Source organism: Hymenobacter sp. UYAg731, from assembly GCF_054061335.1.
In genome coordinates, this window is record NZ_JBSSEC010000001.1 from 171,175 (window position 1) to 195,713 (window position 24,539).

Sequence of the window (24,539 nt, forward strand, 5' to 3'; positions counted from 1 at the left end):
CTCAGCAGGATGTTCTTTTCGGCGCTCTGAGGAAATACAATGGGCAACCCCCTTGCCTTTCCAATTAAAAATGCCGATATTTGCCCCTTGATACCAAGGCCTTAACTGGCCTAGACCGCCCAGACTCTCATTCCCCGCCACTTTTTTAGCAGGAGGACCAAACCATAGCAGCTCCGAATCGTCGGTACGTGCCCCGCCAGCAGGTGGAAGAGCCGTTCAAAATCAATCAGAAAATCCTGGCCCGCGAGGTACGACTCGTTGGCGACAACGTCGAACAGGGTGTTTATCCAACGGACCAGGCCCGGAAAATGGCGCAGGACCAAAATCTCGACCTCGTTGAGATTTCGCCCACTGCCACTCCGCCCGTCTGCCGCGTCATCGACTACTCGAAATTCAAGTACGAGCAGAAGAAGAAGACCCGCGAACTGAAAGCCAAGCAGACCAAGGTCGTGCTTAAGGAAATTCGCTTCGGTCCCAATACCGACGAGCACGACTTCGCCTTCAAGGTGAAGCACGCCCAAGAGTTTCTGCGCGAAGGCGCGAAAATCAAGAGCTATGTGCATTTCGTTGGTCGTAGCATCGTCTTCAAAGAGCGCGGCGAAATCCTGTTGCTCAAGTTTGCCCAGGCCCTTGAGGACCTCGCCAAAGTTGAGCAGCTGCCCAAGCTCGAAGGCAAGCGCATGTTCCTCTATCTGGCCCCGAAGGCGGCTGCTGTAGTGAAGCCCGCCGCCAAGCCCGCAACTGCCGCCGATGCCAAGCCGAAAGCCCCTAAACCGGCCGAGCCCAAGGCAGAAGCTACCGAACAGACCTCCGAAACGGTTCCGGCACCCGCTGCCGACGCCGCCGAATAGATTTTACCCGGTTGCAGATGGCTTCCCGACCACTGGTCAGTCAGCAATCAACAATCAACAACCAACCCTCCAACACTTACTACAATGCCGAAAGTAAAGACGAAATCCGGTGCCAAGAAGCGCTTTGCGCTCACCGGAACGGGCAAGGTGAAGCGGAAGCACGCCTTCAAATCACACATCCTCACGAAGAAGACGACCAAGCAAAAGCGCGGCCTGACCCACACCGGCCTCGTGAGCAGCGCCGACATGAACCGCGTGCGCCAGATGTTGAACATCTGATTCGTTGTCAGTTGCTCATTGTCAGTTGTTAGCTCGTGCTGGCGGTGATACTTGAAACCAACAACTGACAATAACCAACCAACAACTAAATTTTCACCAGGCTTCCGGCCTTAAGACCTTCACCCGTCGCCGGCTGCCAAAAACTCTCTAGGTTATGCCAAGAAGTGTCAACCATGTGGCCTCGCGCCACCGCCGTAAGAAAATCATGCGTTTGGCGAAAGGCTATTATGGCCGTCGCAAAAACGTGTGGACCGTAGCCAAGAACGCCGTTGAAAAAGGTCTTCTCTATGCCTACCGCGACCGTAAAGTAAAGAAGCGCGAATTCCGTGCCCTCTGGATTCAGCGTATCAACGCCGGTGCCCGTGAGCACGGCCTGTCGTACTCGCAGCTGATGGGCGGCCTAAAAAAGGCTGGCATCGAACTCAACCGCAAAGTGCTGGCTGATTTGGCCCTCAATCACCCCGCTGCCTTCAAAGGCATCGTGGAGAAGGCAAAATAACTGCTCTTACGCGCAATCCACCAAGAAAACGCTGGCCCTTGGGTTCAGCGTTTTCTTGTTTTGGGCTTACCCTGTCAGGCCCGCTAAGTTGTTTCCGTTCCGTTTTAGGTCGAGCTATTTGCTGACCCAGAAGGACCGGAAACGAAAAAACCGCTCCAGTATTAAACTGAAACGGTTTTCGACGTAGCGGGAGGCGGGCTCGAACCGCCGACCTCAGGGTTATGAATCCTGTGCTCTAACCAGCTGAGCTACCCCGCCGGGTTTTTTGTGGGTGCAAAGGTAACGTTACAAAAGGCCCTAAAGCAAGGTGCTGGGCCAAATAATACTGTATTTCTTCTGTGTTCCGCCTGTTTTACGCCAGCGGCGCCCGGCTTCCTTCGTCTTAGTCCTATGGCATTGCCTGATACTCAAACCAAAACGCGTTTCGTGGTGGAATTCCCAATTAACGCGTCACCCAAGATTCTTTTCCCCTACCTGGCTACCGCCTCAGGCCTTTCGCAGTGGTTTTGCGACGATGTGCGTTATGTAGAGGGCCAGCGCCTCAATTTTATCTGGGATAATGACAACCATTACGCCGAAATTTCGGGCCAGCGCCTCAACAAGGCCGTGCGTTTCGTATTCCTCGACGACCACCGGCAGACGGTGCTCGATGCCAACTTCCTGGAGTTTACCCTCGATTCGTCGCAGGTGACGGACGAAGTATACCTGCGCGTGGTGGATTACGCTGCGGGCCACGACGCCGCCGAGCAGCATGAGCTGTGGGAAGGCCTCGTGGCTAAGCTGCGGGAGCAGGTGGGCGGCTAACCAGTCCAGTTCTTTCGCAACCGGACTGCGGTACTTTTTTATCTGAACTTTCGTTTCTGCGCTGGCGCATTCTTTCGCGCCCTTAAGCGTCGCCTACCATGCTCAAAAAGCTCGACAAGCTTATTCTTAAGGCCTTTGCAGGCCCTTTTCTGCTCACCTTCGCGGTGGTGCAGTTTATTCTGCTCACGCACACTTTGCTTAAGTATCTGGACGATATTATCGGGAAGGATTTGGGCACGGGAGTACTGTTGCAGCTGCTATTTTATTTCAGCGTGCTCATCGTGCCCGTGTCGCTGCCGCTGGCCGTGTTGCTATCCTCGCTGATGACTTATGGCAACCTGGGCGAGCACCACGAGCTAACGGCAATCAAGGCGTCGGGCATTGCGCTCACGCGTATTCTGCGGCCGGTGCTGCTGCTCACGGCGGGCCTAGCCATCGGCGCGTTCTGGTTCAATGAAACCATTGTGCCCAAGGCCAATCTCAAAGCGTATAGCCTGCTGTGGGACGTGCGCCAACAAAAACTGGCGCTGGACATCCGCGAAGGCGTGTTCTACAGCGGCATTCCTGGCTACACTATTAAAGTGGATAAGAAAACCGGTGAAAATGGCGACCGGCTGCACGGGGTCATGATTTACGACCACACCCAGAAGTCGGGCAACGCCACGGTGATGCTGGCCGATTCCGGCCGCATGTTTACTACGCTAGGAGGCGGTTATCTGAATCTGGAACTCTTTCACGGCCACAACTACATCGAGCAGCCCGATTCCCGCGACCGCGCCGGGGCCAGCTTCGTGCGCCAGGGGTTCGACCACAACGTCATTACGTTTTCCCTGGCCTCGTTCAGTCTGGGCCGCACAAAGGAGGACCTGTTCAAGGAAAACCGGATGATGCTCAACATCCCGCAGCTGCACTCGGCCACCGATTCGGTGCAGAAGAAGCTGCGTGTAGAGCAGAAACAGCTACCTCGGCAAATGAATGCGTATTACACCTTCGCCCGTTTCGATACTACCGGGCGCAAGGCGAATCAGAAAGTGGAAAGCATGCAAGTGCCGACTACCAAGCTGGCTCCTATCACCGCTTCCATCCTTCAGCAGGCGGCCAATCGCGCCCGCAACATTCAGGCTTTCGCCAATTCTACCTCCGAGCGGCTGAATGACTACGCCCGAAATTCGGCCCTGTTCCGGATTGAGGTTTACCGAAAATACTCGCAGTCCGTCGCGGTGCTGCTGATGTTTCTGATTGGTGCGCCGCTGGGCTCGATTATCAAAAAAGGCGGTTTGGGGGTGCCCATTCTTATTTCCATCCTCTTCTTCATCGTGTACTACGTATTAAGCATCATGGGCGAGAAGTACGGCCGCGAGTTTGTGATGCCGGTAGGAGTGGGGATGTGGATGTCGAACCTAGTGCTGCTGCCAGCCGGTTTATTCTTCCTCTACCAAGCGTATAACGACTCGGGCCTGTTGGAAATGGATTTCTGGCGGCGGCTGCCGCAGCGTCTGGGCATTCCGGCGCTGCGCAAAATAACGGAGCCGGAGGAAGAGGTCGTAGCCTAAGCGAGCTTATAGTACAAATATCGCCAACCTGCTTTCATCCTGTTTTAATATTTCGTACCTTTGCGGCACCCCAATGTGTGGGGTAATCAAATTTCTTTTTTTCATCCCAAAATCTAAGACGGGGTAACACCTATCAGCCGATGATTCTGACAACCGAAGCAAAACAGGCCATTTTCGAGAAGAACAGCCTGCAAAAAGTGAAAACCGACACTGGTTCGGCCGAGGCGCAAATCGCCCTTTTCACCCACCGCATCACTCACCTCACCGAGCACCTGAAGGTGAACAAGAAGGACCACAGCACCCGCCTGGGCCTTCTGAAGCTGGTAGGCAAGCGTCGCAGCATGTTGAACTACTTGCAGCACCGCGAAATCAACCGCTACCGCGCCATCATCAAGGAGCTGGGCATCCGTAAGTAAGTCCGGAATCTGAGAGTAGGGAGCCTTCCAACGAAGGTTCCCTACTCTTTTTTTGTTCGGGTTGGTTTGGCCCCGAGGCCGGCCCGGAAAGCTGTTTTACCATCGGCGCACTGTTGAGTTTATTTGAGTAACGAATGCCGTGCGCGGTGCTCGTTTTTGGCTGCTCGCCCGCTGTCGCTTTTCCAAGCAAATCCCGCTGATGTCCCAACCCCACGCCATTACTAAAACCCTGGCGCTGCCCGACGGCCGCGTTATCTCCATCGAAACCGGCAAGCTGGCCAAATTTGCCGACGGTGCCGTCGTGGTTCGCCTCGGCGATACCATGCTGCTCGCTACGGTGGTTTCGGCCCCGAGCCAGCGCGACGGCGTTGATTTTCTGCCGCTGTCGGTTGATTATCAGGAGAAATTCGGCTCGGCCGGCAAGATTCCCGGCTCGTTTCAGCGCCGCGAAGGTCGCCTGAGCGATTACGAAATCCTGGTGTGCCGCCTCGTTGACCGCATCTTGCGGCCGATGTTCCCCAAAGACTACCACTACGAGGTGCAGGTGATGATTACCCTCATCTCGGCCGATAAAGAAGTGCAGCCCGATGCACTGGCCGCGCTGGCCGCCTCGGCTGCCCTGTCGATTTCCGACATTCCGTTTGCCGGTCCAATTTCCGAAGTGCGCGTGGCGCGCATCGACGGCCAGTTCCAGATTAACCCCAAGACCTCCGACCTAGCACGCGCCGACATGGACCTGATGGTGGGCGCAACTGCCGACTCTGTGGCCATGGTAGAAGGTGCCATGAAGGAAGTGAGCGAGGAGGAAATGGTGGCGGCCATTGCCTTCGGCCACGAAGCAATCAAGGCCCAGTGCCAGTTGCAGAAGGACCTGGCCGAGGCCGTGGGCCGCACCGCGGATTCGCCGACCCGCGAGTACCCCAAGTACGAGGAAAACGAAGAACTGAAAAAGACCATTCTGGACGCCGTATACCAGGGCGCCTACGATGTGGCCCGCAGCGGTAACACAAGTAAAGGCGGACGCAAGGAAGGCTTTGGCAAGGTGAAAAAGGCGGTGCTGGAGCACCTGCTGTCCGTGGATGCTGAGTTGAACATGAAGATGTTCAGCCGCTACTATGGTTCGGCTGAGAAGAAGGCTATTCGGGACATGATGGTGAAGGAGCGGGTTCGCCTCGACGGCCGTCAGCTCACCGAAATCCGCCCTATTTGGTCGGAAATCAACTATTTGCCCGGTGCTCATGGCTCTGCCATCTTCACCCGCGGTGAGACGCAAAGCCTGACCACTGCTACGCTTGGCACCAAGCTTGATGAGCAGATTGTGGACCAGCCGCTTGCCAAAGGCTACTCGAAATTCATGCTGCACTACAACTTCCCCGGTTTCTCGACCGGCGAGGTGAAGCCGAACCGGGGCGCTGGCCGCCGCGAAATCGGCCACGGCAACCTGGCCCTGCGCTCGCTGAAGCAGGTGCTGCCCCCCGAAGACGAAAACCCCTACACCATCCGCATCGTGTCGGACATTCTGGAGTCGAACGGTTCCAGCTCAATGGCCACCGTTTGCGCCGGCTCGCTGGCGCTGATGGACGCGGGTGTTAAAATCACGGGTGCCGTGTCGGGCATTGCCATGGGCCTCGTGCAGGACAAGGAAACCGGCGAATATGCCGTTCTGAGCGACATCCTCGGCGATGAGGACCACCTCGGCGACATGGACTTTAAAGTAACCGGCACGGATAAAGGCATTTGCGCCTGCCAGATGGACATCAAAATCCAAGGCCTGAGCAATGAGATTCTGACCGCCGCGCTGCACCAGGCCCGCGCCGGCCGCCTGCACATCCTCGCCGAAATGGCGAAGACCATTGCCGCCCCAGCTGCCGAGTTGAAGCCTCACACGCCCCGCTCGCACAAGATGTTGATTGACAAAGAGTTTATCGGTGCCATCATCGGGCCGGGCGGCAAGGTTATCCAGCAGATTCAGAAGGATACCAACGCCACGGTAATTATCGAGGAGAAGGACGAGAAAGGCCACGTGAGCATTTACGCGGCCAACCAGGACGACATGCAGGGCGCTATCGACCGCATCCGCGCCATCGCAGCCCAGCCCGAAGTAGGTGAGGTGTACAAGGGCAAAGTGCGCAGCATTCAGCCCTACGGCGCTTTCGTGGAGATTATGCCCGGCAAAGACGGCCTGCTGCACATCTCGGAAGTGACGCACGAGCGGATTCAGACGCTGGAAGGCTTGTTGGAAGTGGGCCAGGACATTGACGTGAAACTGGTGGAAATCGATAAGAAAACTGGTAAGTACCGGCTTTCGCGCAAAGTGTTGTTGCCCAAGCCGGAAACGGCCGGTGCCAGCAACGGCGAAGCTCAGGCGTAGTTGCACTGATAGTCCCGAACTAATGTCGGAGGAAGCCTGTTGGCTACCTCTGACTTAGGGGACTGTCCGGACGGCTTTTTCTTACGTATAACCCCATCAGATATCGTTCTTACCTAGTCCCCAATGAGACAGCTAAAAATTAGTAAGCAGATTACCAACCGCGAAAGCCAGTCGCTGGATAAATACCTCCAGGAGATTGGCAAGGTTGATTTGCTCACGCCCGACGAGGAGGTGACGCTTGCGCAGCGCATCCGCGACGGAGACCAGCAAGCGCTGGAAAAATTGACTAAAGCCAACCTGCGTTTCGTCGTGTCGGTAGCAAAGCAGTATCAGAACCAGGGTCTTAGTCTTGGTGACCTCATCAATGAGGGCAACCTCGGCCTTATCAAAGCTGCCAAGCGCTTTGACGAAACCCGGGGATTTAAATTTATCTCGTACGCCGTTTGGTGGATTCGCCAGTCGATTCTGCAGGCCCTGGCCGAGCAGAGCCGCATCGTGCGTCTGCCCCTGAACCGCGTGGGTTCGCTGAATAAAATCAGCAAGTCCTTCTCGGAGCTGGAGCAGAAATTCGAGCGTGAGCCTTCGCCCGAGGAAATTGCCGAAGTGCTGGAGTTGACTACTTCGGAAGTGGTGGACACGCTCAAAATTTCGGGCCGCCACGTATCGGTGGATGCGCCGTTTGTGCAGGGCGAGGAAAACCGTTTGCTCGACGTGCTCGAAAACGAGGACGAGGAGTCGCCGGATATGGCTCTGATGAACGACTCGCTCCGCAAGGAAGTGCAGCGCGCCCTGAGCACGCTCACTAAGCGTGAGGCTGATGTAATTACGTTGTACTTCGGGCTGAACGGCGAAGCTGCTTTGACCTTGGAGGAAATCGGCGAGAAGTTTAACCTGACCCGCGAGCGGGTTCGTCAGATTAAGGAAAAGGCGATTCGTCGTTTGCGGCACACGTCGCGCTCGAAGGCGCTGAAGCCTTACCTGGGCTAACTTCTGCTCAGTTTTGTTGTTGAAAAACCCCGGCTGTAAGGTTGGGGTTTTTTGTACAACTTGTGCGGTAAGCGTTAGCTTGCCGTGAGACTTTTATCTTGAAAATTAGCTTTAAAACGGCAAGCGAAAGCTTACCGCCCAACGCAATGGCTGAACACATCAAATGCCTGATTATAGGCTCCGGCCCGGCCGGTTATACGGCTGCTATCTATGCGGCTCGGGCCAACATGGCTCCCGTTATGTACATGGGTTTGCAGCCGGGCGGGCAGCTCACCATCACGAATGACGTGGAGAACTTTCCGGGCTACGCCGATGGCGTGATGGGCCCGGAAATGATGGAGGACCTGAAAAAGCAGGCTTCCCGCTTCGGCACTGATATCCGCTATGGCATTGCCACGGAGGTTGATTTTTCCGTGCATCCGCGTAAAATCACTATTGATGAAACGCTGGAACTGACGGCCGATGCTGTGATTATTGCCACCGGGGCTTCGGCCAAGTGGCTGGGCATTCCCTCGGAGGCGAAGCTGAACGGCTCGGGCGTTTCGGCCTGCGCCGTGTGCGATGGGTTCTTCTACCGCGGGCAGGAAGTGGCGATTGTGGGCGCGGGCGACACGGCTGCCGAGGAAGCGACTTACCTGGCCAACCTGTGCAGCAAGGTGACCATGATTGTGCGCAAGAGCGAGATGAAAGCCTCGAAAATCATGCAGCAGCGCGTGCTGGACAACCCCAAGATTGAGGTACTGTTCGATACGGTGACGGATGAGATTCTGGGCGAACACGCGGTAGAAGGCGTGCGCGTGAAGAACCTGATGACCCACGAAACCCGCGAAATTGCCCTGACAGGCTTCTTCGTGGCCATCGGGCACGAGCCAAACTCCAAGATTTTTCAGCCCTACCTGCATCATGATGAGCAGGGCTATCTGAAAACGATTCCCGGGACCAGCAAAACCAACATCGACGGCGTATTTGCCTGCGGCGACGTGCAGGACTATACCTACCGCCAGGCCGTGACGGCCGCCGGCACCGGCTGCATGGCTGCGTTGGATGCGGAACGGTATTTGGCTGCCATGGGGATACACTAAATTTGCTTCCTGAACGTCATAACACAGCACGTCATGCTGAGCTTGCCGAAGCAGCTCTACTGCGAGAGTAATTAATTACTGAGGCGGTAGAGCTGCTTCGGCAAGCTCAGCATGACGTGCTGCTTGTTACTGTCTAAAAACAACCTGCCTTTTGACTTTCCTGAAAACAACTTATTGGTGCCCGGCGCTGCTGTTGCTGGCGCTGCTCTGGCTACTGGCGGGGCTGAGCCCAGTCCAGGCGCAGAAGCGCAAGGTGCCGCGTGGCAAGGCCAAAGCCGGCAGCACAACCGGCAAGTCGGACTTCTTTCGCATCAAAACGCCCCGGATGCGGTACGTGCGGCCGGATACCACGACGGTTATCGAAACAGAGGAAATCCCCGATGACAATTCGGACGCCGCGAAGTCTATTTACTTCAACCCGGCCAAGAAGCTCAGCATTGTGAGCGAAGACACCACAACGCTGAACGAGGGCGGGCAGGAAATCGTGGAGATGTCGGAAGAGGTGCTCATTGATTCGTCGTGGGTGAAAGTGGCCGGCTACTATTCCATCTGGGACACGCACCGCGTGAACCCCTACCGCGTGGATGGCCGCAGCTACCGTGATTCGCTGAAGCTGCACCTCACCGACCCGTCCCGGCAGCGGTACGCCAAGATGCCGCTCCTGAGTACGCCCATCACGTCGGGCTTTGCCTTCCGGGGCTACCGCTGGCACTATGGCATGGACCTGGATTTGGAAACCGGCGACTCGGTGAAAACCGTGTTCGACGGTGTGGTCCGCATTCAGGCGTGGGACGGCGGGGGCTATGGCAACTACATTCTGGTGCGCCATTACAACGGCCTCGAAACCGTGTATGGGCACTTGAGCAAGGCGCTGGTAACGGTGGGCACCTTCGTGAAAGCGGGCCAGCTCATTGGCTACGGCGGCAGCACGGGACGTAGTACGGGCTCGCACCTGCACTTTGAAGTGCGCTACCAGGGCAACCCCATCAACCCAGTGCTGATGTACGACTTCCCCGGCTACAAGCTGCGGAAGGACAACTTCACCATTACGTCGGCGCTATTCAACTACTACAGCCGGGCGGTGGGACGCCGCAGCAGTGGCAGCCGGAGTGGTGCGCCCTCCCGCGCCCGGCAGGTGGTTACGCACAAAGTGCGCTCCGGCGATACGATGTCGGAAGTGGCCGAACGGTATGGCGTGCGCGTAAGCACCCTAAAAAAACTCAATCCGGGGGTAAGAACCTTGCAGCCGGGTAAGAAGCTGCGGATTAAGTAATCACCTTGCCTTTCTCAGGCAAACCGTCATGCTGTGCTCGGCATGACGGTTTTTATTCCTCCATCTTTTCAAATGCCTGCAATGAAACTCGATATCCTGGCCTTTGGCGCTCATCCCGACGATGTAGAAATGTCCTGCACTGGTACCCTGCTGGCCAGCATGGCGGCCGGCAAGAAAGTGGGCATCGTCGACTTCACGCGGGGCGAGCTAGGCACGCGCGGCACGCCGGCCATCCGGGCCGAGGAAGCGGCAGCGGCGAATAAGATTCTGGGCATCGAAATCCGCGATAACCTGGGCATGGCCGATGGTTTCTTCCGCAACGACCGGGAGCACCAGCTGCCACTCATTGCCGCCATTCGCCGCTACCAGCCCGATGTGGTGCTGGCTAATGCCATCACCGACCGGCACCCCGACCACGGTCGGGCCGCGCAGTTGGCCATTGATGCCTGCTTCCTGGCCGGGCTGCGCATGATTGAAACCATCGGCGATGACGGCCTGCCGCAGGGGGCCTGGCGGCCTAAAAACGTGTACCACTACATCCAGGACCGGCAGTTGCCGCCTGCTTTCGTAGTCGACATCACACCGTATTGGGAGAAGAAGTGGGAGGCCATTCAGGCCTTCAAAACCCAGTTTTTTAATCCTGATTTAGACGCACCGCAGACCTATTTGTCGAGCCAGGCTTTTGGGCGGTTTATGGAGGCGCGGGCGCGGGAGTTCGGCCACATTATCGGGGTCGAGTTTGGCGAGGGCTTCACGGTGGCGCGGCCGGTAGGCGTGCGCGAGGTGGGCGACCTGCTGTAGCGCATTTCCATCTGACTTCAGCTCGCGAGCACGAGTGCGGGCAACGGGTACGGCAAGGGAGGAAACTAATGGGAAATATTTCCTGTTTATCGGGAAATATTTCCCATATTTGGGAGAGAACCTCATCTTTTGAACGCATGGCTGCTCCCACCGCTTACCCCGCCGCCGTTTATTCGCCCGCCCTGCTGGGCCTACAGGCCACTGTGGCCGATTCCTTCGCCCTCGTGATGGAAGCCCGCACGGGAGTGCCCGCCAAAACGGCCTTCGACGTGGCCGCTCTGCTCATGCTGAGCGCCGATGAGCTGGCCGACCTGTTGCACACCACCACCAAAACCCTGCGCGCCTACCGCGAAGGCAAAAAGCGTCTCGGCCCCGCCGCCAGCGAGCAAATCCTCAAATTGTTAGCCCTCGCCCGCCAGGGCGAAGAAGTATTCGGCGAGCTCCTGGCCTTCCGCCGCTGGCTGGATAAGCCTTCCTACGGCCTCGACAATCAATCCCCGCTCGCCCTGCTCGAAACCAGTGGCGGCATCGACCTAGTGGCCGATGAAGTCGACCGCATCGCTCACGGCGACTTGGCGTAGCCCCCCGTCGTGGAAATCTACCGTATCTGCCTGGCCAAATACGCCAGTGAGCTCGTCGCCTCCGGTAACCCCGGCCGTTGGAACCTGCGCGGCCAACTGGTCATCTACGCCGCCGGCAGCCGCGCCCTGGCCTGCCTTGAAAATGTAGTACACCGTAGCGGCGAAGGCCTCAATAGCCTCTTCAAAGTCATCCGTATCGAGGTGCCTGATAATCTACCCATTGAAGAGCTTACCCTAGTCCATATGCCCGCCGAGTGGCAGCTGCCGCGCCACTACGCCCGCTGCCAGCCCCTGGGCGCCGCCTGGTACCAGCGCCAAACGGCGGCCGTGCTGCGGGTGCCGTCCTCCATCATCGCCCACGAACACAACTACGTACTCAACACGCGCCACCCCGATTTCGCGCAGATGCGCATTGTAGGCTGGGAGGATTTTGAGTTCGACCCGCGCATCAAAGCCGGTGTTGACTAACCCGGTCGGGCAGCGGTTGGGTACTGATTGTTGATAATAGTCCTGAATACTAATATACTCGTATGTACGAGATATGGACACCGCCGTCTTTATCTCGAGTCTGCCCTCGTGGGTGCTGTTTGCGCTGGTCGTAGGGGTGTCGTTGGGCGCTAATGAGGCCGGGTTTCGCTTGGGCCGGCTCCTGATTCGACGGGGTTTGCGAGAGCCGGAACCACCGGTGGCGGCCGTGGTGGGGGCCATGCTCGGATTGTTGGCCTTCCTGCTCGCCTTCACGTTTGCCATGACGGCCTCCCGATTTGATGCCCGCCGCGAGCTGGTGATTGAAGACGCCAACCGGATTCGGACGGCCTACCAATACAGCCTCCTCCTCCCCGAAAAGCAGCGGCAGGCCCTGCAAAAGCTATTCCCGGAATACGTGGCCCTACGCCTGGGCATCACCTCGCTGGCCGTCGCCCGGCAGCGCGAGCCTCGCACCAATGCGCTTCAGCAGCTGATGTGGCAACAGGTCACTTCGCTGGTGCCGGAAAACATGGATTCGGAAATGCGGAGCCTCTTTATCAGCTCGTTAAGTGAACTGGTGAATGTGCATACCGCCCGCAAAACCGTCGCCCTGGACTACCATATTCCGGGCCGAATCTGGCTCGTGCTAAATCTGCTTTCTGCCATGAGCATGCTGAGCGTGGGCTACCAAACCGGGATGTTCAGTACCCGGCGCTTGGTGAGTATGCCCGTACTGGCAGCCGCGTTTGCGTTGGTTATCACCATGATTGCCGCGATGGATGCCACGGCCCAGCACGGCTTTTTAATTAGCCAGCAACCCTTGGCCGATGTGCTGAAAATGATGCAGGCAAACGATAATGCGCCGTAACTATTGCCCATAGGTGTTAGCTGATTTGAATGCAAAAAGCCCGGCTGAATCAGCCGGGCTTTTTGCATTCAAATGCAGACATATAATCTTGGGGCGCTACCGCACCCCCAACCGATTCCGCCGCCAGCCCGAAACCTCCGCGCCTGCCGTTTCGCCAGTGGCGGCAGCGGCTTTGGGTTTCTTCTCGCTGAGCAGCATGGCCCCCAGCGCGGCGGCTATTTTGGCCGTGGCCTCGTCCGGGGCGGTGGGGGCGAGGTTGGCGGGGGAGAAATGGTCCTTGATGAAGTTGGTGTCGAAATTGCCGCTCACGAAGGCAGGGTGCGTCAGCACGTAGCGGCCGAAGCCCAGCGTGGTTTCGATGCCCGTGATTTGATACTCCTCGATGGCGCGCAGCATCCGGGCAATGGCCTCGGCGCGGTCGGCCCCGAAAGTGACCAGTTTGGCAATCATCGGGTCGTAGTAAATCGGAATGTCCATGCCTTGCTCGAAGCCGTCGTCCACGCGCACGCCGGGGCCCTGGGGGCGCACGTAGGTGGTAAGGGTTCCGATATCGGGGAGGAAGTTGTTCTGCGGGTCTTCGGCGTACACGCGCAGCTCCAGGGCGTGGCCGGTGATGGTGAGGTCTTCCTGACGAAAGGCGAGGGGCTCGCCCTGGGCCACTTTGATTTGCTCCTTCACCAGGTCGAGGCCCGTGATTTGCTCCGTCACGGGGTGTTCTACCTGGAGGCGGGTGTTCATCTCCAGGAAGTAGAAGTTGTGCTGGTCATCGAGCAGGAATTCCACGGTGCCGGCTCCGGTGTAGGCGCATGCGCGGGCCACGTCCACGGCGCACTGGCCCATCTGGGCGCGTAGTTCGGGCGTAAGCACCGACGAGGGCGCTTCCTCAATCACCTTCTGGTGGCGGCGCTGGATGCTGCACTCGCGCTCGAACAGGTGTACGATGTGGCCGTGCTCATCGCCCAAAACCTGGATTTCGATATGGCGCGGGCCGGTCACAAACTTCTCAATAAACACTGCGCCATCGCCGAAGGCCGACATGGCCTCATTAATGGCCATCTGCATCTGCTCCTCAAACTCGTCGGGGCCATTCACAAGGCGCATGCCCTTGCCGCCACCGCCGGCCGAGGCTTTAATCAGAATGGGAAAGCCCACTTCCTGCGCAATCAGCTTGGCGGCGGGCACATCGGAGATGGCCTCGGCCGTGCCCGGTACCAGCGGGATGTTATAGGCCTGCACGGCCTGCTTGGCGGAGAGCTTGTCGCCCATCATTTCCATCGCCTCGGGGCTGGGACCCACGAAAATCAGGCCCGCTTCGCGCACGGCGCGGGCAAAACCAGCATTCTCCGAGAGGAAGCCGTAGCCGGGGTGAATGGCATCGACGCCCAACTCCTTGCAGACTTCGAGAATCTTGTCGCCGCGCAGGTAGCTGTCTTTCGAGGCGGGCGGGCCTACACACACGGCCTCGTCGGCGTAACGGACGTGCAGGGCATTGCGGTCGGCCTCGGAGTAGATGGCCACGGTGGCAATGCCCATTTCCTTGGCGGAGCGCAGCACGCGCAGGGCAATTTCGCCCCGGTTGGCAACAAGCAGCTTGGTGATTTTTTTCATGTAGGTGGGAGTGAGGGGCGGGATAGCAGTGAGTATTTTTTAAGAAAGCTCGTCATGCAGAGCGCAGCGAAGCATCTTTACCGCGCAACGCAATCCAATAGACAGGATTAGTGAATGCGGGCAAGATGCTTTGCTGCGCTCTGCATGACGGGCTGGTTTGTTCTAATCAATGTCCTAACGGCCCACAAAGAAACTGCGAAACCTGCCCCCGTCGGCAAACCCTTGGGCCACCTCGCGGTTGTTAAGCCCAAATTATGTACATCCGCGACGCGGTGGCTACCTTTGTGGTTAGCCCCGTTTTGGGTTGTAAAACCAACACCAATTCCCAAAGCGGCTATTCCCCGCCTTTTCTCACCCTATTTCCGTTTTTTCAGTGGATATTTTTGACCGGGTTTCGGCCAACCGCGGGCCTCTGGGCTCGCATTCAAGCTACGCGCACGGCTACTTTGCTTTCCCCAAGCTGGAAGGTGAAATCAAGCCCCGCATGATTTTCCGGGGCAAAGAAGTGCTCACCTGGAGTTTGAACAACTACCTCGGCCTGGCCAACCACCCCGAGGTGCGCAAAGCCGATGCCGATGCCGCCGCCAACTACGGCATGGCCCTGCCTATGGGCGCGCGCATGATGAGCGGCAACTCGACCCTGCACGAGCAGTTGGAAGATGAACTGGCCGAGATGGTGATGAAGCCCACCGCCACGCTGCTCAACTTCGGCTACCAGGGCGTGGTGTCCATCATTGACGCGCTGGTGAACCGCCACGACGTGATTGTGTACGACGCCGAGTCGCACGCCTGCATCATCGATGGGGTGCGCCTGCACGCTGGCAAGCGGTTTGTATACACCCACAACAACATGGCCAGCCTGGAAAAGCAGTTGGAGCGCGCCAAGCGCCTGACCGACGAAACCGGTGGCGGCATTCTCGTCATTACCGAGGGCGTTTTTGGCATGTCGGGCAACCAGGGCGACCTGCGCGGCGTGGTGGCGCTGAAGGAAAAATTTGACTTCCGCCTGTTCGTGGACGATGCTCATGGTTTTGGCACGATGGGTGCCACCGGGGCCGGAACGGGCGAAGAACAGGGCGTGCAGGACCGTATCGACCTATATTTTTCGACCTTTGCTAAGAGCATGGCCAGCATCGGCGCATTCGTGGCTGGGCCGGAAAGCGTAATTGACTATTTGCGTTACAACATGCGCAGCCAGATATTCGCTAAATCACTGCCCATGCCCCTCGTAGCGGGCGCGCTAAAACGGTTGGAGTTGCTGCGCACCCAGCCGCAGCTCAAGGAAAATCTCTGGACGATTGTGCGGGCCATGCAGAGCGGCCTGCGCGAAAAGGGCTTCAATCTGGGCACTACCACCTCGCCGGTAACGCCCGTGCTGCTGGAGGGCACGGTGGCCGATGCAACGCAGGTAACGCTGGATTTGCGTGAAAATCACGGTATTTTCTGCTCTATCGTGTTGTATCCGGTCGTGCCCAAGGGCGTAATTATGCTGCGCATCATCCCCACTGCCTCCCATACGCTTGCCGATGTAGAGGAAACGATTGTGGCCTTTACCGCCGTGGCTGACAAGCTCAAAAAGGGCCTCTACAGCCGTACGACTGCGATTCCGGAGGCGGTTTAAAACCGCCTTATCCACTACTGACGCGGGCTGCCTGAGAAGGTGGCCCGCGTTTCTGTTTTTGGACTATTCTAATGGGTTGGCCATTTGCGCAAAATGCGCAAATGGCCTTTTTTTTGGCGAAATCTGCCTTTGAAAGCCGGGGGGGCGGTTTTAAAAAAAAGTGAAAAACTTGCTTGCATTTGAAATCCCTGTATATTAGGGCCGGCTTAACACCACCACAAACTCATTTTTCACTCCCAACCCCAACTTCCAATGAACAATTTTGGCAAACTGAAGGACCTCGTGATGTCGCTCGAAGACGACTTTTCGAAATTCTACGACAAGCAGAACGCCGCTGCCGGCACCCGCGTGCGCAAAGGCATGCAGGAGCTGAAAACGATGGCCCAGGCGTTCCGCACCGAAGTGCAGAACACCAAAAACACGGGTGCTGCTACGGCGGCCCCGGCTGCTAAAAAAGCCGCTCCGGCTGCTAAGAAAGCTGCCGCTCCGGCTGCTAAGAAGGCCGCTCCGGCTGCTAAGAAAAAGTAATTCGAACCACAGATTCTTCGGATTTCGCGGATTCTGTGGACGAAAAAAAAGGCCCCGCCGATTGGTGGGGCCTTTTTTGTGTGGTTGTGGGCTTGGCGCGAGATTGCATGAGGTTTAATGGCTGAAGCTTACCAATAGCTACACCAACTCTACTAAAAAGTAATTCTTCTTTCCTTTCTGTACGACGAGGTATTTGCCAGCCAAATGCTGTATCGCAGCCACTGGTGCATCGGGTGAGGCCACTTTTTCGCGGTTGATGCTCACGCCGCCGGCCTGAATCATCTTGCGGGCTTCGCCTTTGGAGGGGAAGATTTTGTGCAGGGTGAAATCGCTGAGGAAAGTGGCGGCGTTGAGCTCGGACATCTCGGCGCGGAGCACGCGCAGGTGCGGCACGCCGGCAAATACGTCGAGCAGCGTGGCTTCGTCCAGCGAGGTAAGGTCGCCGCCGCCGAAGAGGACTTGCGAGGCGGCAATGGCGGCTTCGGTGGCTTGGGCGGAGTGGACGCGGGTGGTTACGTCGGCCGCCAGGGCCTTTTGCAGGATGCGCAGGTGCGGGGCGGCGGCGTGCTCGGCTTGTATGGCCAGAATCTCCGGCTCGCTGAGCAGGGTAAACACGCGGATGAGGCGCGGGGCGTCGGCGTCGGCCGAATTCAGGAAAAACTGGTAGAACTGATAGGGCGAGGTCAGGGCGGGGTCGAGCCAGACGGTGCCGGTTTCGGACTTGCCGTACTTCGTGCCGTCGGCTTTGGTGATGAGCTGGCCGGTGAGGGCGTAGGCTTTGGCTTCGCGCTCCTCGGCGTTGGCGAGGCGGCGGATGAGCTCGGTGCCGGTCGTGATGTTGCCCCACTGGTCGCTGGCCCCCATTTGCAGGGTGCAGTTCAATATTTTGTTGAGATGCACGAAGTCATAGCCCTGCAGCAGTTGGTAGCTGAATTCGGTGTAGCTGATGCCGTCGGTGCCGCTGTCCTCGTTGCCGCTGATGCGGCGCTTCACCGAGTCCTTGGCCATCATATAATTCACAGTGAGGTGCTTGCCGACCTCGCGCAGGAAGCCCAGGAAGCCGATTTCCTTGAACCAGTCGTAATTGTTCACGACCAGCGCGCCGGTGGGGCCTTCGCTGAAGTCCAGAAACTTCTCCAGTTGGGCCTGAATGCCGGCCTGGTTGTGGCGCAGGGTGGTTTCGTCGAGCAGGTTGCGCTCGGCGGATTTGCCGCTGGGGTCGCCAATCATGCCGGTAGCGCCGCCCACGAGGGCCAGCGGGCGGTGGCCGGCGCGCTGCAAATGCACCAGCAGCATGATGGTGGCCAGGTTGCCGATGTGCAGCGAAGCCGCCGTGGGGTCGAAGCCGATGTAGCCGGTGATGGGCGCGTGGGCGGCAAGGTGTTCGGCGGTGCCGGGCATGGCGTCGTGAAACATGCCGCGCCAGGTCAGTTCAGTTATTAAATCCAATGAGGAATGAAGAATGAGGAATGAAGAATGAACACCAACGGTGCCGAACCGAGCGGTTTCGATTTAACAAAGGTAGCCACGGCGTAATTTTGGGCTTTCGTCGGCCCTTCATCAGGCAATTCCTCATCCCTCATCCCTCATTTCTCATTGATACAAGAAGCCGACGCCCTTCTCAAGCAGCTCCAGCAGCGGCAGTTTCAGCCCGTGTATTTTTTGCAGGGTGAGGAGCCGTACTACATTGACGTGGTGGCCGATTTGATTGAAAAAACCGTGCTGGCCGAACACGAGCGCAGCTTCAACCAAATGGTGGTGTATGGCAAGGACGTGGACGTGACGGCCATTCTGGGCCAGGCCAAGCGGTTTCCAATGATGGCCGAGCGCTCGGTCGTTATCGTGAAAGAAGCCCAGACCGTGGCCGACCTGGAGCAGGAGCGGAGCTGGCCTTTCCTGGAGGCCTACCTGAAAAACCCGCTGCCCAGCACCGTGCTGGTGTTTTGCTACAAGCACAAAACCCTAGACAGCCGCAAGAAGCTGGGCAAGCTGCTCTCCGGTAAAGACTCGCCGGCGGTGCTGATGACCAGCAAGAAGCTCTACGACAACCAGGTGCCGCAGTGGCTCACGGCCAACGTGCGCGGGCGCGGCCAGCAAATCACCGGGCAGGCCACGGCCATGCTGGCCGAGTACATCGGGGCCGATTTGGGCCGGCTGGCCAATGAGGTAGATAAGTTGGTGCTGAACCTGAAGCCCGGCCAGCCCATTGATGAGGAATTGGTGCAGCGCATGGTGGGCATCAGCAAGGACTACAACATTTTTGAGCTGCAAAAGGCGCTGGTGCAGCGTGATGTGCTCAAGGCCAACCGCATTCTGGCCTACTTCGCGGCCAACCCCAAGGCTAACCCGCTCATCCCGAACCTGACGCTGCTGTTCAACTTTTTCACCAAGCTGCTGGTGCTGCACCAGGCCGGCCCCAACCCGCCGGATGGTGTTTTCAAGAGCCTGGGGATTTTAAACAGCTTCGCCCAGAAGGAGTATCAGCAAGCCCTGCGCGTGTTTCCGACCGAGCGGGTGGTGGGGCTGATTCACAACATCCGTCGGGCCGATGCGCAGAGCAAAGGCATCGAAAGCGGCTCAATGGACGACGCCGAGATTCTGCGGGAACTGGTGTGGCTGATTCTGCACAACGTGCCGGCCGGCGTGCTGGAGTAGCTGGCCGGCATGCCTACAGCGTGTGACCGGCTAGGCGTTCCGGTCTACTTTGTAGAGCCGGATGCCATACAGAAACACCACCACGTAGCAAATAATGGGCAGGTAGTAGGCATGGGCCACGCTGGTATTGGCCACCGGGCCCATCACGAAGCGTGGAAATAGGGCCGCGCCTACAACGCCCATCACAATAAACGACGAAGCCAATTGCTTGTGCCGCCCCAGGTCTTTCAGCCCCAGGCTGTAGATGGTGGGGAACATGATGCTGAAAAAGAAATTCAGCCCGATGAGCGCCCCGAACGACACCCAGCCCGCGTGCTGGGCCACAAGCACGCACATCACCATATTGGCCACGGCGGCGAAGGCCAGCAGCCGGTTGGGGGCGATGAACTGCATGAGGTAGGTGCCCAGGAAGCGGCCCAGCATCATGCCCACCAGGCTCAGGGAAAAAAAGTAGGCGGCCACTTCGCCCGACAGGTGGGGCAACCCGGGAGCCAAGCCCACGGTGCGGCCAAACAACGCCCCCACCTGCCAGAATCCTGCAATGGCCGGCCCCGGCTTCAAGGCCATGTAGTCGGTGCCGTAGTTGATGAAAAACGCCCAGGTACCGCCCTGCGCCGCTGTGTTGAAGAGCTGCGCCACGCAGGCCCACACAAAATGCCGGTGCTGAAACAGCGACTTGTCGGCCACCAGGTTGGTGGGCGACTCGCTAGGGGCGGCCAGCGGCGTTTCGGGCGAGTGCTCGGCGTTGAGCGTGGGTACCTTCACGAAGGTGAAGGCCAGCCCGATGCTGCCCACCACCGCCCCGATGATGGTATAGAGCGTCTTGACGGCCGATAAGTCGCCGGCCGCGTGGGTGCCGCGCAAGATGAAATAGCCCCCGATGAGCGGCCCGCTCACCGCCCCGATGCCGTTGATGGCGTGCGAAAATGTGATGCGCCGGTCGGAACTGGCCGGGTCGCCGAGGCCGTCGAGGAAGGGGTGCGCCACGGCTTCCAGCGTGCCCAGGCCACAGGCCAGCACAAACAGCGCCCCCAGCAGCAGCGTGAACGAGGCCGCATTAGCGGCCGGCACCATCAGGAAGGCTCCGGCCGCGTACAGCCCCAACCCTAGGATAACGCCCTTTTGGTAGCCGAAGCGCTTCATGAACCAGCCGGCGGGCAGGCCCATCACGAAGTATGCCCCGAAGGTGGCGGCCTGCACGTAGGCTGAATTGGCCTTGCTCACGTGCAGCACCTGTTGCACATGCTTGTTGAGAATGTCAGCCATCGTCACGCCCAGGCCCCAGAGCATGAACAGTGACACCACGAAAATGAAGGTAATCAAGTAGCGCCGCTCCGTGAACGGCGGCGGGGGAATGGTACGGGTTGGCTGCACAGGCAAGGGAATGGGAAAGGTGGGATGAAAAAAAATGTCCGCCTATAAGCCGCAGCCCGCCGGATAGTTTAGCCGTCTCGGCGGCCAAGCAGCAGGGTTAGGGCGCATGGCGCACCGAATGCCCCGGCCAGGGCGGCCAAAACACCCCAGCCCGAACCACCGTACAAAACGGGTATTTCACCTTAACCTGATTTCACGCATGAGCGATAATCCAAGCGGCTCCTTCGGGGGCCTTCTGGCCGGCCTGTTCGGTAGCCGGACCAATGAGGAGGGAACGCGCGTTGGCTCTTCGCCAGCCCGCAAAGTAGTTAGCGGGGCCCTGCTGGCCGCTGGCGCGGCTTTGCTGTATAAGCGATACAAAAGCGGAAACCTGAACCTGCCAGGCATCACGCCCAAATTCAAGTAGCCGGGCGTTTCCAATACGTTTCATACAAGCCCCGTCAGCGTCAGCTGACGGGGCTTTCTGTTGTCTTGTTTCAGCCAGAATCAGCATCCTGCTGTTTAACTGGTCAAGAGGACGCGGAGCACTCCAATAAGGTGGGTTCGGGTAGCAGATGGCAATGAAACCTGCATTTCTGCGTTGCGTGGGCAACCTACGGGCATTTATCGCTACTTTTGGCGAGTTCCCGGGGCCGGTGCGGCCCCTCCACGACAGGTATTTACATGAAGCTATTTCCCCGGCTGGCGCTGGCCGCCGCTCTGAGCGCCGCGGCACCCATGGCCGCCAGCGCCCAGCAAACCCAGGTTTTTGCCTCCGATGAGCGGCACTTTCAGGAAGGGTTGGAGTTGTTTGACCGCGGCCAGTACGGCGCGGCGCAGGAAGCGTTTCGGCAGTACCTGGCCATTGCGCCGGTGCATAGCAGCCAGGCCGGCCCCGCCGCTGCCGCCGACCGCACCGCCGATGCCGAGTACTACTACGCCGTGAGCGGCCTTTACCTCTCGCACCCCGATGCCGAGGGCCTCATTCTGGACTTCGCCGCCAAACACCCCGCGCATCCCCAGGCTGCCGCGGCTTATTTCGAGCTCGGCAAGTTCTACTTCGACCAGAAAAACTACGAGTCGGCCATCCGCTACTTTGCCAAAGTAGCGCCCGACAACCTGAGCAACGACCAGCGGGCCGAGTCCGATTTCAAGCTCGGCTACAGCTATTTCGAGCAGAAGGACTACGAAAAGGCCCGCCTGCTGTTCGACCGCAACAAGCAGGTGCAGAGCCAGTACAAGTACGCCAGCGCCTACTACGCCGGCTACCTGGGCTATCGCGCCGGCGACTACGCCGCCGCCCGCGCCGACCTCGGCGTGGCCGAGCAGAACGACGCTTACAAGCCCGTGGTGCCGGCCATCGTTACCCAGATTTACTACAAGGAAGGCAACTACGACGGCCTGATTGGCTACGCCACCAAGGCGCTGCAAAACACCCCGCCGCCCCAGAATTCCGACGAAATCCAGTTGCTGGTGGGCGACGCTTACTACCAGAAGCAGCAGTATAAGGAAGCCGCTGAGTACTTCGACAAGTACGCCGCCGTGCATCAGAACAAGATTGAGCCGGCGCTGCAATACAAGATTGGCTACGCCAATTACAAAATGGGCGACTTCAAAGGGGCCATTGCCAACCTGAAGAACGTGGCCGTGCGCCGCGACTCCTTGGGCCAGAACGCCGCCTACCACCTCGGCCTGAGCTACGTGCAGGCCAACCAGAAGCCCCAGGCCGTGACGGCTTTCGAGGCTGCCCGCCAAAGCACCTTCGACAAAGCCATTGCCGAAAATGCCACCCTCAAGCTGGGCCAGGTGCAATACGAGCAGGGCAATCTGCCCGAGGTTATCAACGTGTTGCGCGACTTCCGCAAGAAGTTTCCCCGCTCGAAAAACCAGCCCATTGTCGACGACCTGCTTGGTAACAGTTTCCTGGCGTCCACCGACTACAACCAAGCCATTACTTACCTCGAAGGTATCGATGACCGCAGCGAAAAGCTCGACGCTACGTACCAGCGCGTGGCGTATTCGCAAGCGGCTTTGCTCTACAACAACGGCAACTACGCCCAGGCGCTGCCGCTGCTGGACAAGTCCCTGAAATTTCCGTCGGATGATGGCCTGCGGGCCGCCGCGCAGGTGTTGCGGGGCGAGATTTTCAGCGTGGGCCAGCAATATCCCGATGCCATCACCGCGTATGCGGCGGCAGCGCGCTCGGCTCGGCGGGGCGGCGTGAGCCCCGAAGAAGCTGACTTTGAGCAAAAAGCCCGCTACGGTTTGGGCTATGCTTATTATAATACCAAGCAGTACGACAAGGCCCGCCCGCAGTTCACCGCTTTCCTCAGCGATACCGACGCCAAGCCTTCGGACCCCAACTACTACGACGCCATCCTGCGCCTGGGCGATACTTACTATGTATCGAAAAGCTACCAGCAGGCCCTTGACCAGTACGACAAGGTAATCAAGGCCAACGCGGCCGATAAGGACTACGCCTACTACCAGAAGGGCCGCACGCTGGGCCTGATGGGCCGCCGCGAGGAAGCCACCAGCACGCTGGCCGCGCTATTAAAAGCCAGCCCCAACTCGCGCTACGCCGAGGATGCCGTATTTCAGCAGGCGCAGCTGGCGTTTGAGGCCGGCGAGTACCAACCGGCCGTCGCGGGCTTTACGCGCCTGATTGAAGGCCGCCCCAACAGCCCGCTGATTCCGCAGGCGCTGCAGAAGCGCGGCGTAGCTTACGCCAACCTCCAGCAGCAGGACAAGGCCGTGGTCGATTTCCAGCAGGTACTCACGAGCTACCCACGCAGCGAAGCCGCTTCGCAGGCGCTCTACAACCTGCAGGAAAGCCTGACGGCGCTGGGCCGTACCGAAGAATTTGATGCGGCGCTCGCGGGTTTCAAAACCCAGAATCCCGACAGCAAGGCCACCGAGAGCGTGGAGTTTGAAGCGGCAAAGTCGTTGTATCTGGCTGAAAAATACCAGCCTGCCATTCTGCGCCTGGAGTCTTACTTGAAGCAATACCCGGAGTCGGCTCTGGGCGCTGATGCCCGGTTCTTCCTGGCGGATTCGTACCTGAAAACCGGCGACAAGCAGCAGGGCCTGACCCGCCTGCGGACTGTGGTGGCCGAGGGCAAAAGCGAGTTTGTGAACCGCGCCGTGGGCCGCCTCGCCGACCTGGAATTTGAGAACAAGAGCTATGCCGAGGCCGCCAAACTCTACGAGCGCCTGCGCGGGGCCAGCACCAACCGCCGCGAAGTAGCCAACGCTACCCTCGGTCAGATGCGCAGCCTGTACGAGAGCGGCGACTACCCCGGCACCCGCCGCGTGGCCGAGGAGCTACGCGCCCAGGCCGGTGCCACCGCCAACGCCACCAACGCTGCCTTGCTCTACTTAGGCAAAGCCAGCTTGCGGACCGAGAGCTACGACCAGGCCGCCACCGAGCTGGCCAAGGCCGTCACGGCCGCGCCCAATGACATCAACGGGGCCGAAGCCCAGTACTACCTGGCCGAAACCCTGTTCAAACAGAAGAAGAACGACGAAGCCAAAGCGGCGGCGCTGAAGGTAAATTCCGATTTCAGCAGTTACTCGCTGTGGCTGGGCCGGGCCTTTCTGCTGATTGCCGACATTTACGCTTCGGAGGGCGACAACTTCCAGGCGCGGGGTACGCTGAACTCGCTCATCGACAACAACTTCCCGGTGCCAGAAGTCCTGGAAACGGCTAAGCAGCGCCTCAAAACCCTGGGTGCTGACCAGCCCGAGGAAAACACCCCGCCCACCAAATCCCCGGTGAAAGCGCCTACCAAGGCCCCGGCCAAAGCCCCGGTGCCGGCCAAAATGCCCACCGGCACCCCCGCCAAGCCAACCACTGCGCCCACCAAAGGCAAGGCCCCGGCCCCGCGCACCAACCTGCGCGGCACCACCACGGCTCCGGCCGATACCACTCAGCGCTAGGA

General features: G+C 58.8%; 20 protein-coding genes, 1 tRNA gene and 2 pseudogenes. 19 read left to right on the plus strand and 4 right to left on the minus strand.

The annotated features are described in order from the left end of the window. Positions 1–164: 164 nt before the first annotated feature. The 3 genes and pseudogenes from infC to rplT form a co-directional block, all read left to right on the plus strand. A pseudogene (gene infC, locus ACVWYF_RS00695) lies at positions 165–722 on the plus strand (translation initiation factor IF-3); the annotation flags it as partial. Between the two features lie 213 nt (positions 723–935). Further along, positions 936–1,130 carry a 50S ribosomal protein L35 gene (gene rpmI, locus ACVWYF_RS00700; protein WP_046242504.1) on the plus strand — a complete coding sequence of 65 codons (195 nt, stop codon included), beginning with the start codon at positions 936–938 and terminating at the stop codon, positions 1,128–1,130. 154 nt (positions 1,131–1,284) lie between these two features. Further along, positions 1,285–1,629: a 50S ribosomal protein L20 gene (gene rplT, locus ACVWYF_RS00705; protein WP_070728591.1), complete on the plus strand. Its 345-nt coding sequence runs from the start codon at positions 1,285–1,287 to the stop codon at positions 1,627–1,629. Between the two features lie 184 nt (positions 1,630–1,813). Here the strand turns inward: rplT and ACVWYF_RS00710 are convergent. Then, positions 1,814–1,887, minus strand: a tRNA-Met gene (locus ACVWYF_RS00710). A gap of 132 nt (positions 1,888–2,019) precedes the next feature. On the opposite strand from ACVWYF_RS00710, the gene ACVWYF_RS00715 reads away from it, so the two are divergent. The 11 genes from ACVWYF_RS00715 (at position 2,020) to ACVWYF_RS00765 (ending at position 12,833) form a co-directional block, all read left to right on the plus strand. Continuing rightward, positions 2,020–2,433, plus strand: coding sequence for an START-like domain-containing protein (locus ACVWYF_RS00715; protein WP_457063612.1), 414 nt, complete (start codon positions 2,020–2,022; stop codon positions 2,431–2,433). A 98-nt stretch (positions 2,434–2,531) separates the two neighbouring features. After that, positions 2,532–3,986 (plus strand): LptF/LptG family permease, encoded by a 1,455-nt coding sequence (locus ACVWYF_RS00720; RefSeq protein ID WP_457063613.1) that lies wholly within the window; start codon positions 2,532–2,534, stop codon positions 3,984–3,986. 140 nt (positions 3,987–4,126) lie between these two features. Further along, positions 4,127–4,402 carry a 30S ribosomal protein S15 gene (gene rpsO, locus ACVWYF_RS00725; RefSeq protein ID WP_342301015.1) on the plus strand — a complete coding sequence of 92 codons (276 nt, stop codon included), beginning with the start codon at positions 4,127–4,129 and terminating at the stop codon, positions 4,400–4,402. 199 nt (positions 4,403–4,601) lie between these two features. Beyond that, positions 4,602–6,773, plus strand: coding sequence for a polyribonucleotide nucleotidyltransferase (pnp, locus tag ACVWYF_RS00730; RefSeq protein WP_457063614.1), 2,172 nt, complete (start codon positions 4,602–4,604; stop codon positions 6,771–6,773). 123 nt (positions 6,774–6,896) lie between these two features. Next, on the plus strand, positions 6,897–7,760 hold the full coding sequence (locus ACVWYF_RS00735; protein WP_035566352.1) for a sigma-70 family RNA polymerase sigma factor: 864 nt from the start codon (positions 6,897–6,899) through the stop codon (positions 7,758–7,760). Positions 7,761–7,906: 146 nt separating this feature from the next. Beyond that, on the plus strand, positions 7,907–8,842 hold the full coding sequence (gene trxB, locus ACVWYF_RS00740; RefSeq protein WP_457063615.1) for a thioredoxin-disulfide reductase: 936 nt from the start codon (positions 7,907–7,909) through the stop codon (positions 8,840–8,842). A gap of 151 nt (positions 8,843–8,993) precedes the next feature. After that, positions 8,994–10,115 (plus strand): peptidoglycan DD-metalloendopeptidase family protein, encoded by a 1,122-nt coding sequence (locus ACVWYF_RS00745; protein ID WP_457063616.1) that lies wholly within the window; start codon positions 8,994–8,996, stop codon positions 10,113–10,115. A gap of 81 nt (positions 10,116–10,196) precedes the next feature. Continuing rightward, positions 10,197–10,916, plus strand: coding sequence for a bacillithiol biosynthesis deacetylase BshB1 (gene bshB1, locus ACVWYF_RS00750; protein ID WP_457063617.1), 720 nt, complete (start codon positions 10,197–10,199; stop codon positions 10,914–10,916). Positions 10,917–11,053: 137 nt separating this feature from the next. Then, a complete protein-coding gene (gene parS, locus ACVWYF_RS00755; RefSeq protein WP_457063618.1) occupies positions 11,054–11,497 on the plus strand; it encodes a type II RES/Xre toxin-antitoxin system antitoxin in 444 nt (147 codons plus the stop codon). Between the two features lie 9 nt (positions 11,498–11,506). Then, on the plus strand, positions 11,507–11,965 hold the full coding sequence (locus ACVWYF_RS00760) for an RES family NAD+ phosphorylase (RefSeq protein ID WP_457063619.1): 459 nt from the start codon (positions 11,507–11,509) through the stop codon (positions 11,963–11,965). 73 nt (positions 11,966–12,038) lie between these two features. After that, the gene (locus ACVWYF_RS00765) at positions 12,039–12,833 is read left to right on the plus strand and encodes a bestrophin-like domain (protein WP_457063620.1); all 795 of its coding nucleotides are present in this window, start codon (positions 12,039–12,041) and stop codon (positions 12,831–12,833) included. 96 nt (positions 12,834–12,929) lie between these two features. Here the strand turns inward: ACVWYF_RS00765 and accC are convergent, their stop codons facing one another. Next, positions 12,930–14,441: an acetyl-CoA carboxylase biotin carboxylase subunit gene (gene accC, locus ACVWYF_RS00770; RefSeq protein ID WP_457063621.1), complete on the minus strand. Its 1,512-nt coding sequence runs from the start codon at positions 14,439–14,441 to the stop codon at positions 12,930–12,932. A 373-nt stretch (positions 14,442–14,814) separates the two neighbouring features. Between accC and ACVWYF_RS00775 the strand changes: the two genes are divergently transcribed. Further along, positions 14,815–16,062: an aminotransferase class I/II-fold pyridoxal phosphate-dependent enzyme gene (locus ACVWYF_RS00775; RefSeq protein WP_457063622.1), complete on the plus strand. Its 1,248-nt coding sequence runs from the start codon at positions 14,815–14,817 to the stop codon at positions 16,060–16,062. A gap of 252 nt (positions 16,063–16,314) precedes the next feature. After that, a pseudogene (locus ACVWYF_RS00780) lies at positions 16,315–16,485 on the plus strand (histone H1); the annotation flags it as partial. 243 nt (positions 16,486–16,728) lie between these two features. On the opposite strand, the gene tyrS reads toward ACVWYF_RS00780, so the two are convergent. Continuing rightward, positions 16,729–18,039, minus strand: coding sequence for a tyrosine--tRNA ligase (gene tyrS, locus ACVWYF_RS00785; protein ID WP_457063623.1), 1,311 nt, complete (start codon positions 18,037–18,039; stop codon positions 16,729–16,731). A 147-nt stretch (positions 18,040–18,186) separates the two neighbouring features. On the opposite strand from tyrS, the gene holA reads away from it, so the two are divergent. Beyond that, entirely contained in the window at positions 18,187–19,245 is a 1,059-nt protein-coding gene (holA, locus tag ACVWYF_RS00790; protein WP_457063624.1) for a DNA polymerase III subunit delta, read from the plus strand. 30 nt (positions 19,246–19,275) lie between these two features. Here holA and ACVWYF_RS00795 read toward each other — a convergent pair whose 3' ends face one another. Then, on the minus strand, positions 19,276–20,619 hold the full coding sequence (locus ACVWYF_RS00795; RefSeq protein WP_457063625.1) for a sugar MFS transporter: 1,344 nt from the start codon (positions 20,617–20,619) through the stop codon (positions 19,276–19,278). A 199-nt stretch (positions 20,620–20,818) separates the two neighbouring features. Here ACVWYF_RS00795 and ACVWYF_RS00800 point away from each other — a divergent pair, with 199 nt between their 5' ends. Together ACVWYF_RS00800 and ACVWYF_RS00805 are read left to right on the plus strand one after the other, a co-directional pair. Next, a complete protein-coding gene (locus ACVWYF_RS00800) occupies positions 20,819–21,025 on the plus strand; it encodes a hypothetical protein (protein WP_457063626.1) in 207 nt (68 codons plus the stop codon). Positions 21,026–21,282: 257 nt separating this feature from the next. After that, positions 21,283–24,537, plus strand: a complete 3,255-nt coding sequence (locus ACVWYF_RS00805; protein WP_457063627.1) for a tetratricopeptide repeat protein — start codon at positions 21,283–21,285, stop codon at positions 24,535–24,537. Positions 24,538–24,539: the final 2 nt, after the last annotated feature.

Bases quoted from the DNA above. Each gene is read 5' to 3' on its own strand.
- rpmI (WP_046242504.1), top strand. From the start codon at position 936: ATGCCGAAAGTAAAGACGAAATCCGGTGCCAAGAAGCGCTTTGCGCTC.
- rplT (WP_070728591.1), top strand. From the start codon at position 1,285: ATGCCAAGAAGTGTCAACCATGTGGCCTCGCGCCACCGCCGTAAGAAA.
- ACVWYF_RS00715 (WP_457063612.1), top strand. From the start codon at position 2,020: ATGGCATTGCCTGATACTCAAACCAAAACGCGTTTCGTGGTGGAATTC.
- ACVWYF_RS00720 (WP_457063613.1), top strand. From the start codon at position 2,532: ATGCTCAAAAAGCTCGACAAGCTTATTCTTAAGGCCTTTGCAGGCCCT.
- rpsO (WP_342301015.1), top strand. From the start codon at position 4,127: ATGATTCTGACAACCGAAGCAAAACAGGCCATTTTCGAGAAGAACAGC.
- pnp (WP_457063614.1), top strand. From the start codon at position 4,602: ATGTCCCAACCCCACGCCATTACTAAAACCCTGGCGCTGCCCGACGGC.
- ACVWYF_RS00735 (WP_035566352.1), top strand. From the start codon at position 6,897: ATGAGACAGCTAAAAATTAGTAAGCAGATTACCAACCGCGAAAGCCAG.
- trxB (WP_457063615.1), top strand. From the start codon at position 7,907: ATGGCTGAACACATCAAATGCCTGATTATAGGCTCCGGCCCGGCCGGT.
- bshB1 (WP_457063617.1), top strand. From the start codon at position 10,197: ATGAAACTCGATATCCTGGCCTTTGGCGCTCATCCCGACGATGTAGAA.
- parS (WP_457063618.1), top strand. From the start codon at position 11,054: ATGGCTGCTCCCACCGCTTACCCCGCCGCCGTTTATTCGCCCGCCCTG.
- ACVWYF_RS00765 (WP_457063620.1), top strand. From the start codon at position 12,039: ATGGACACCGCCGTCTTTATCTCGAGTCTGCCCTCGTGGGTGCTGTTT.
- accC (WP_457063621.1), bottom strand. From the start codon at position 14,441: ATGAAAAAAATCACCAAGCTGCTTGTTGCCAACCGGGGCGAAATTGCC.
- ACVWYF_RS00800 (WP_457063626.1), top strand. From the start codon at position 20,819: ATGAGCGATAATCCAAGCGGCTCCTTCGGGGGCCTTCTGGCCGGCCTG.
- ACVWYF_RS00805 (WP_457063627.1), top strand. From the start codon at position 21,283: ATGAAGCTATTTCCCCGGCTGGCGCTGGCCGCCGCTCTGAGCGCCGCG.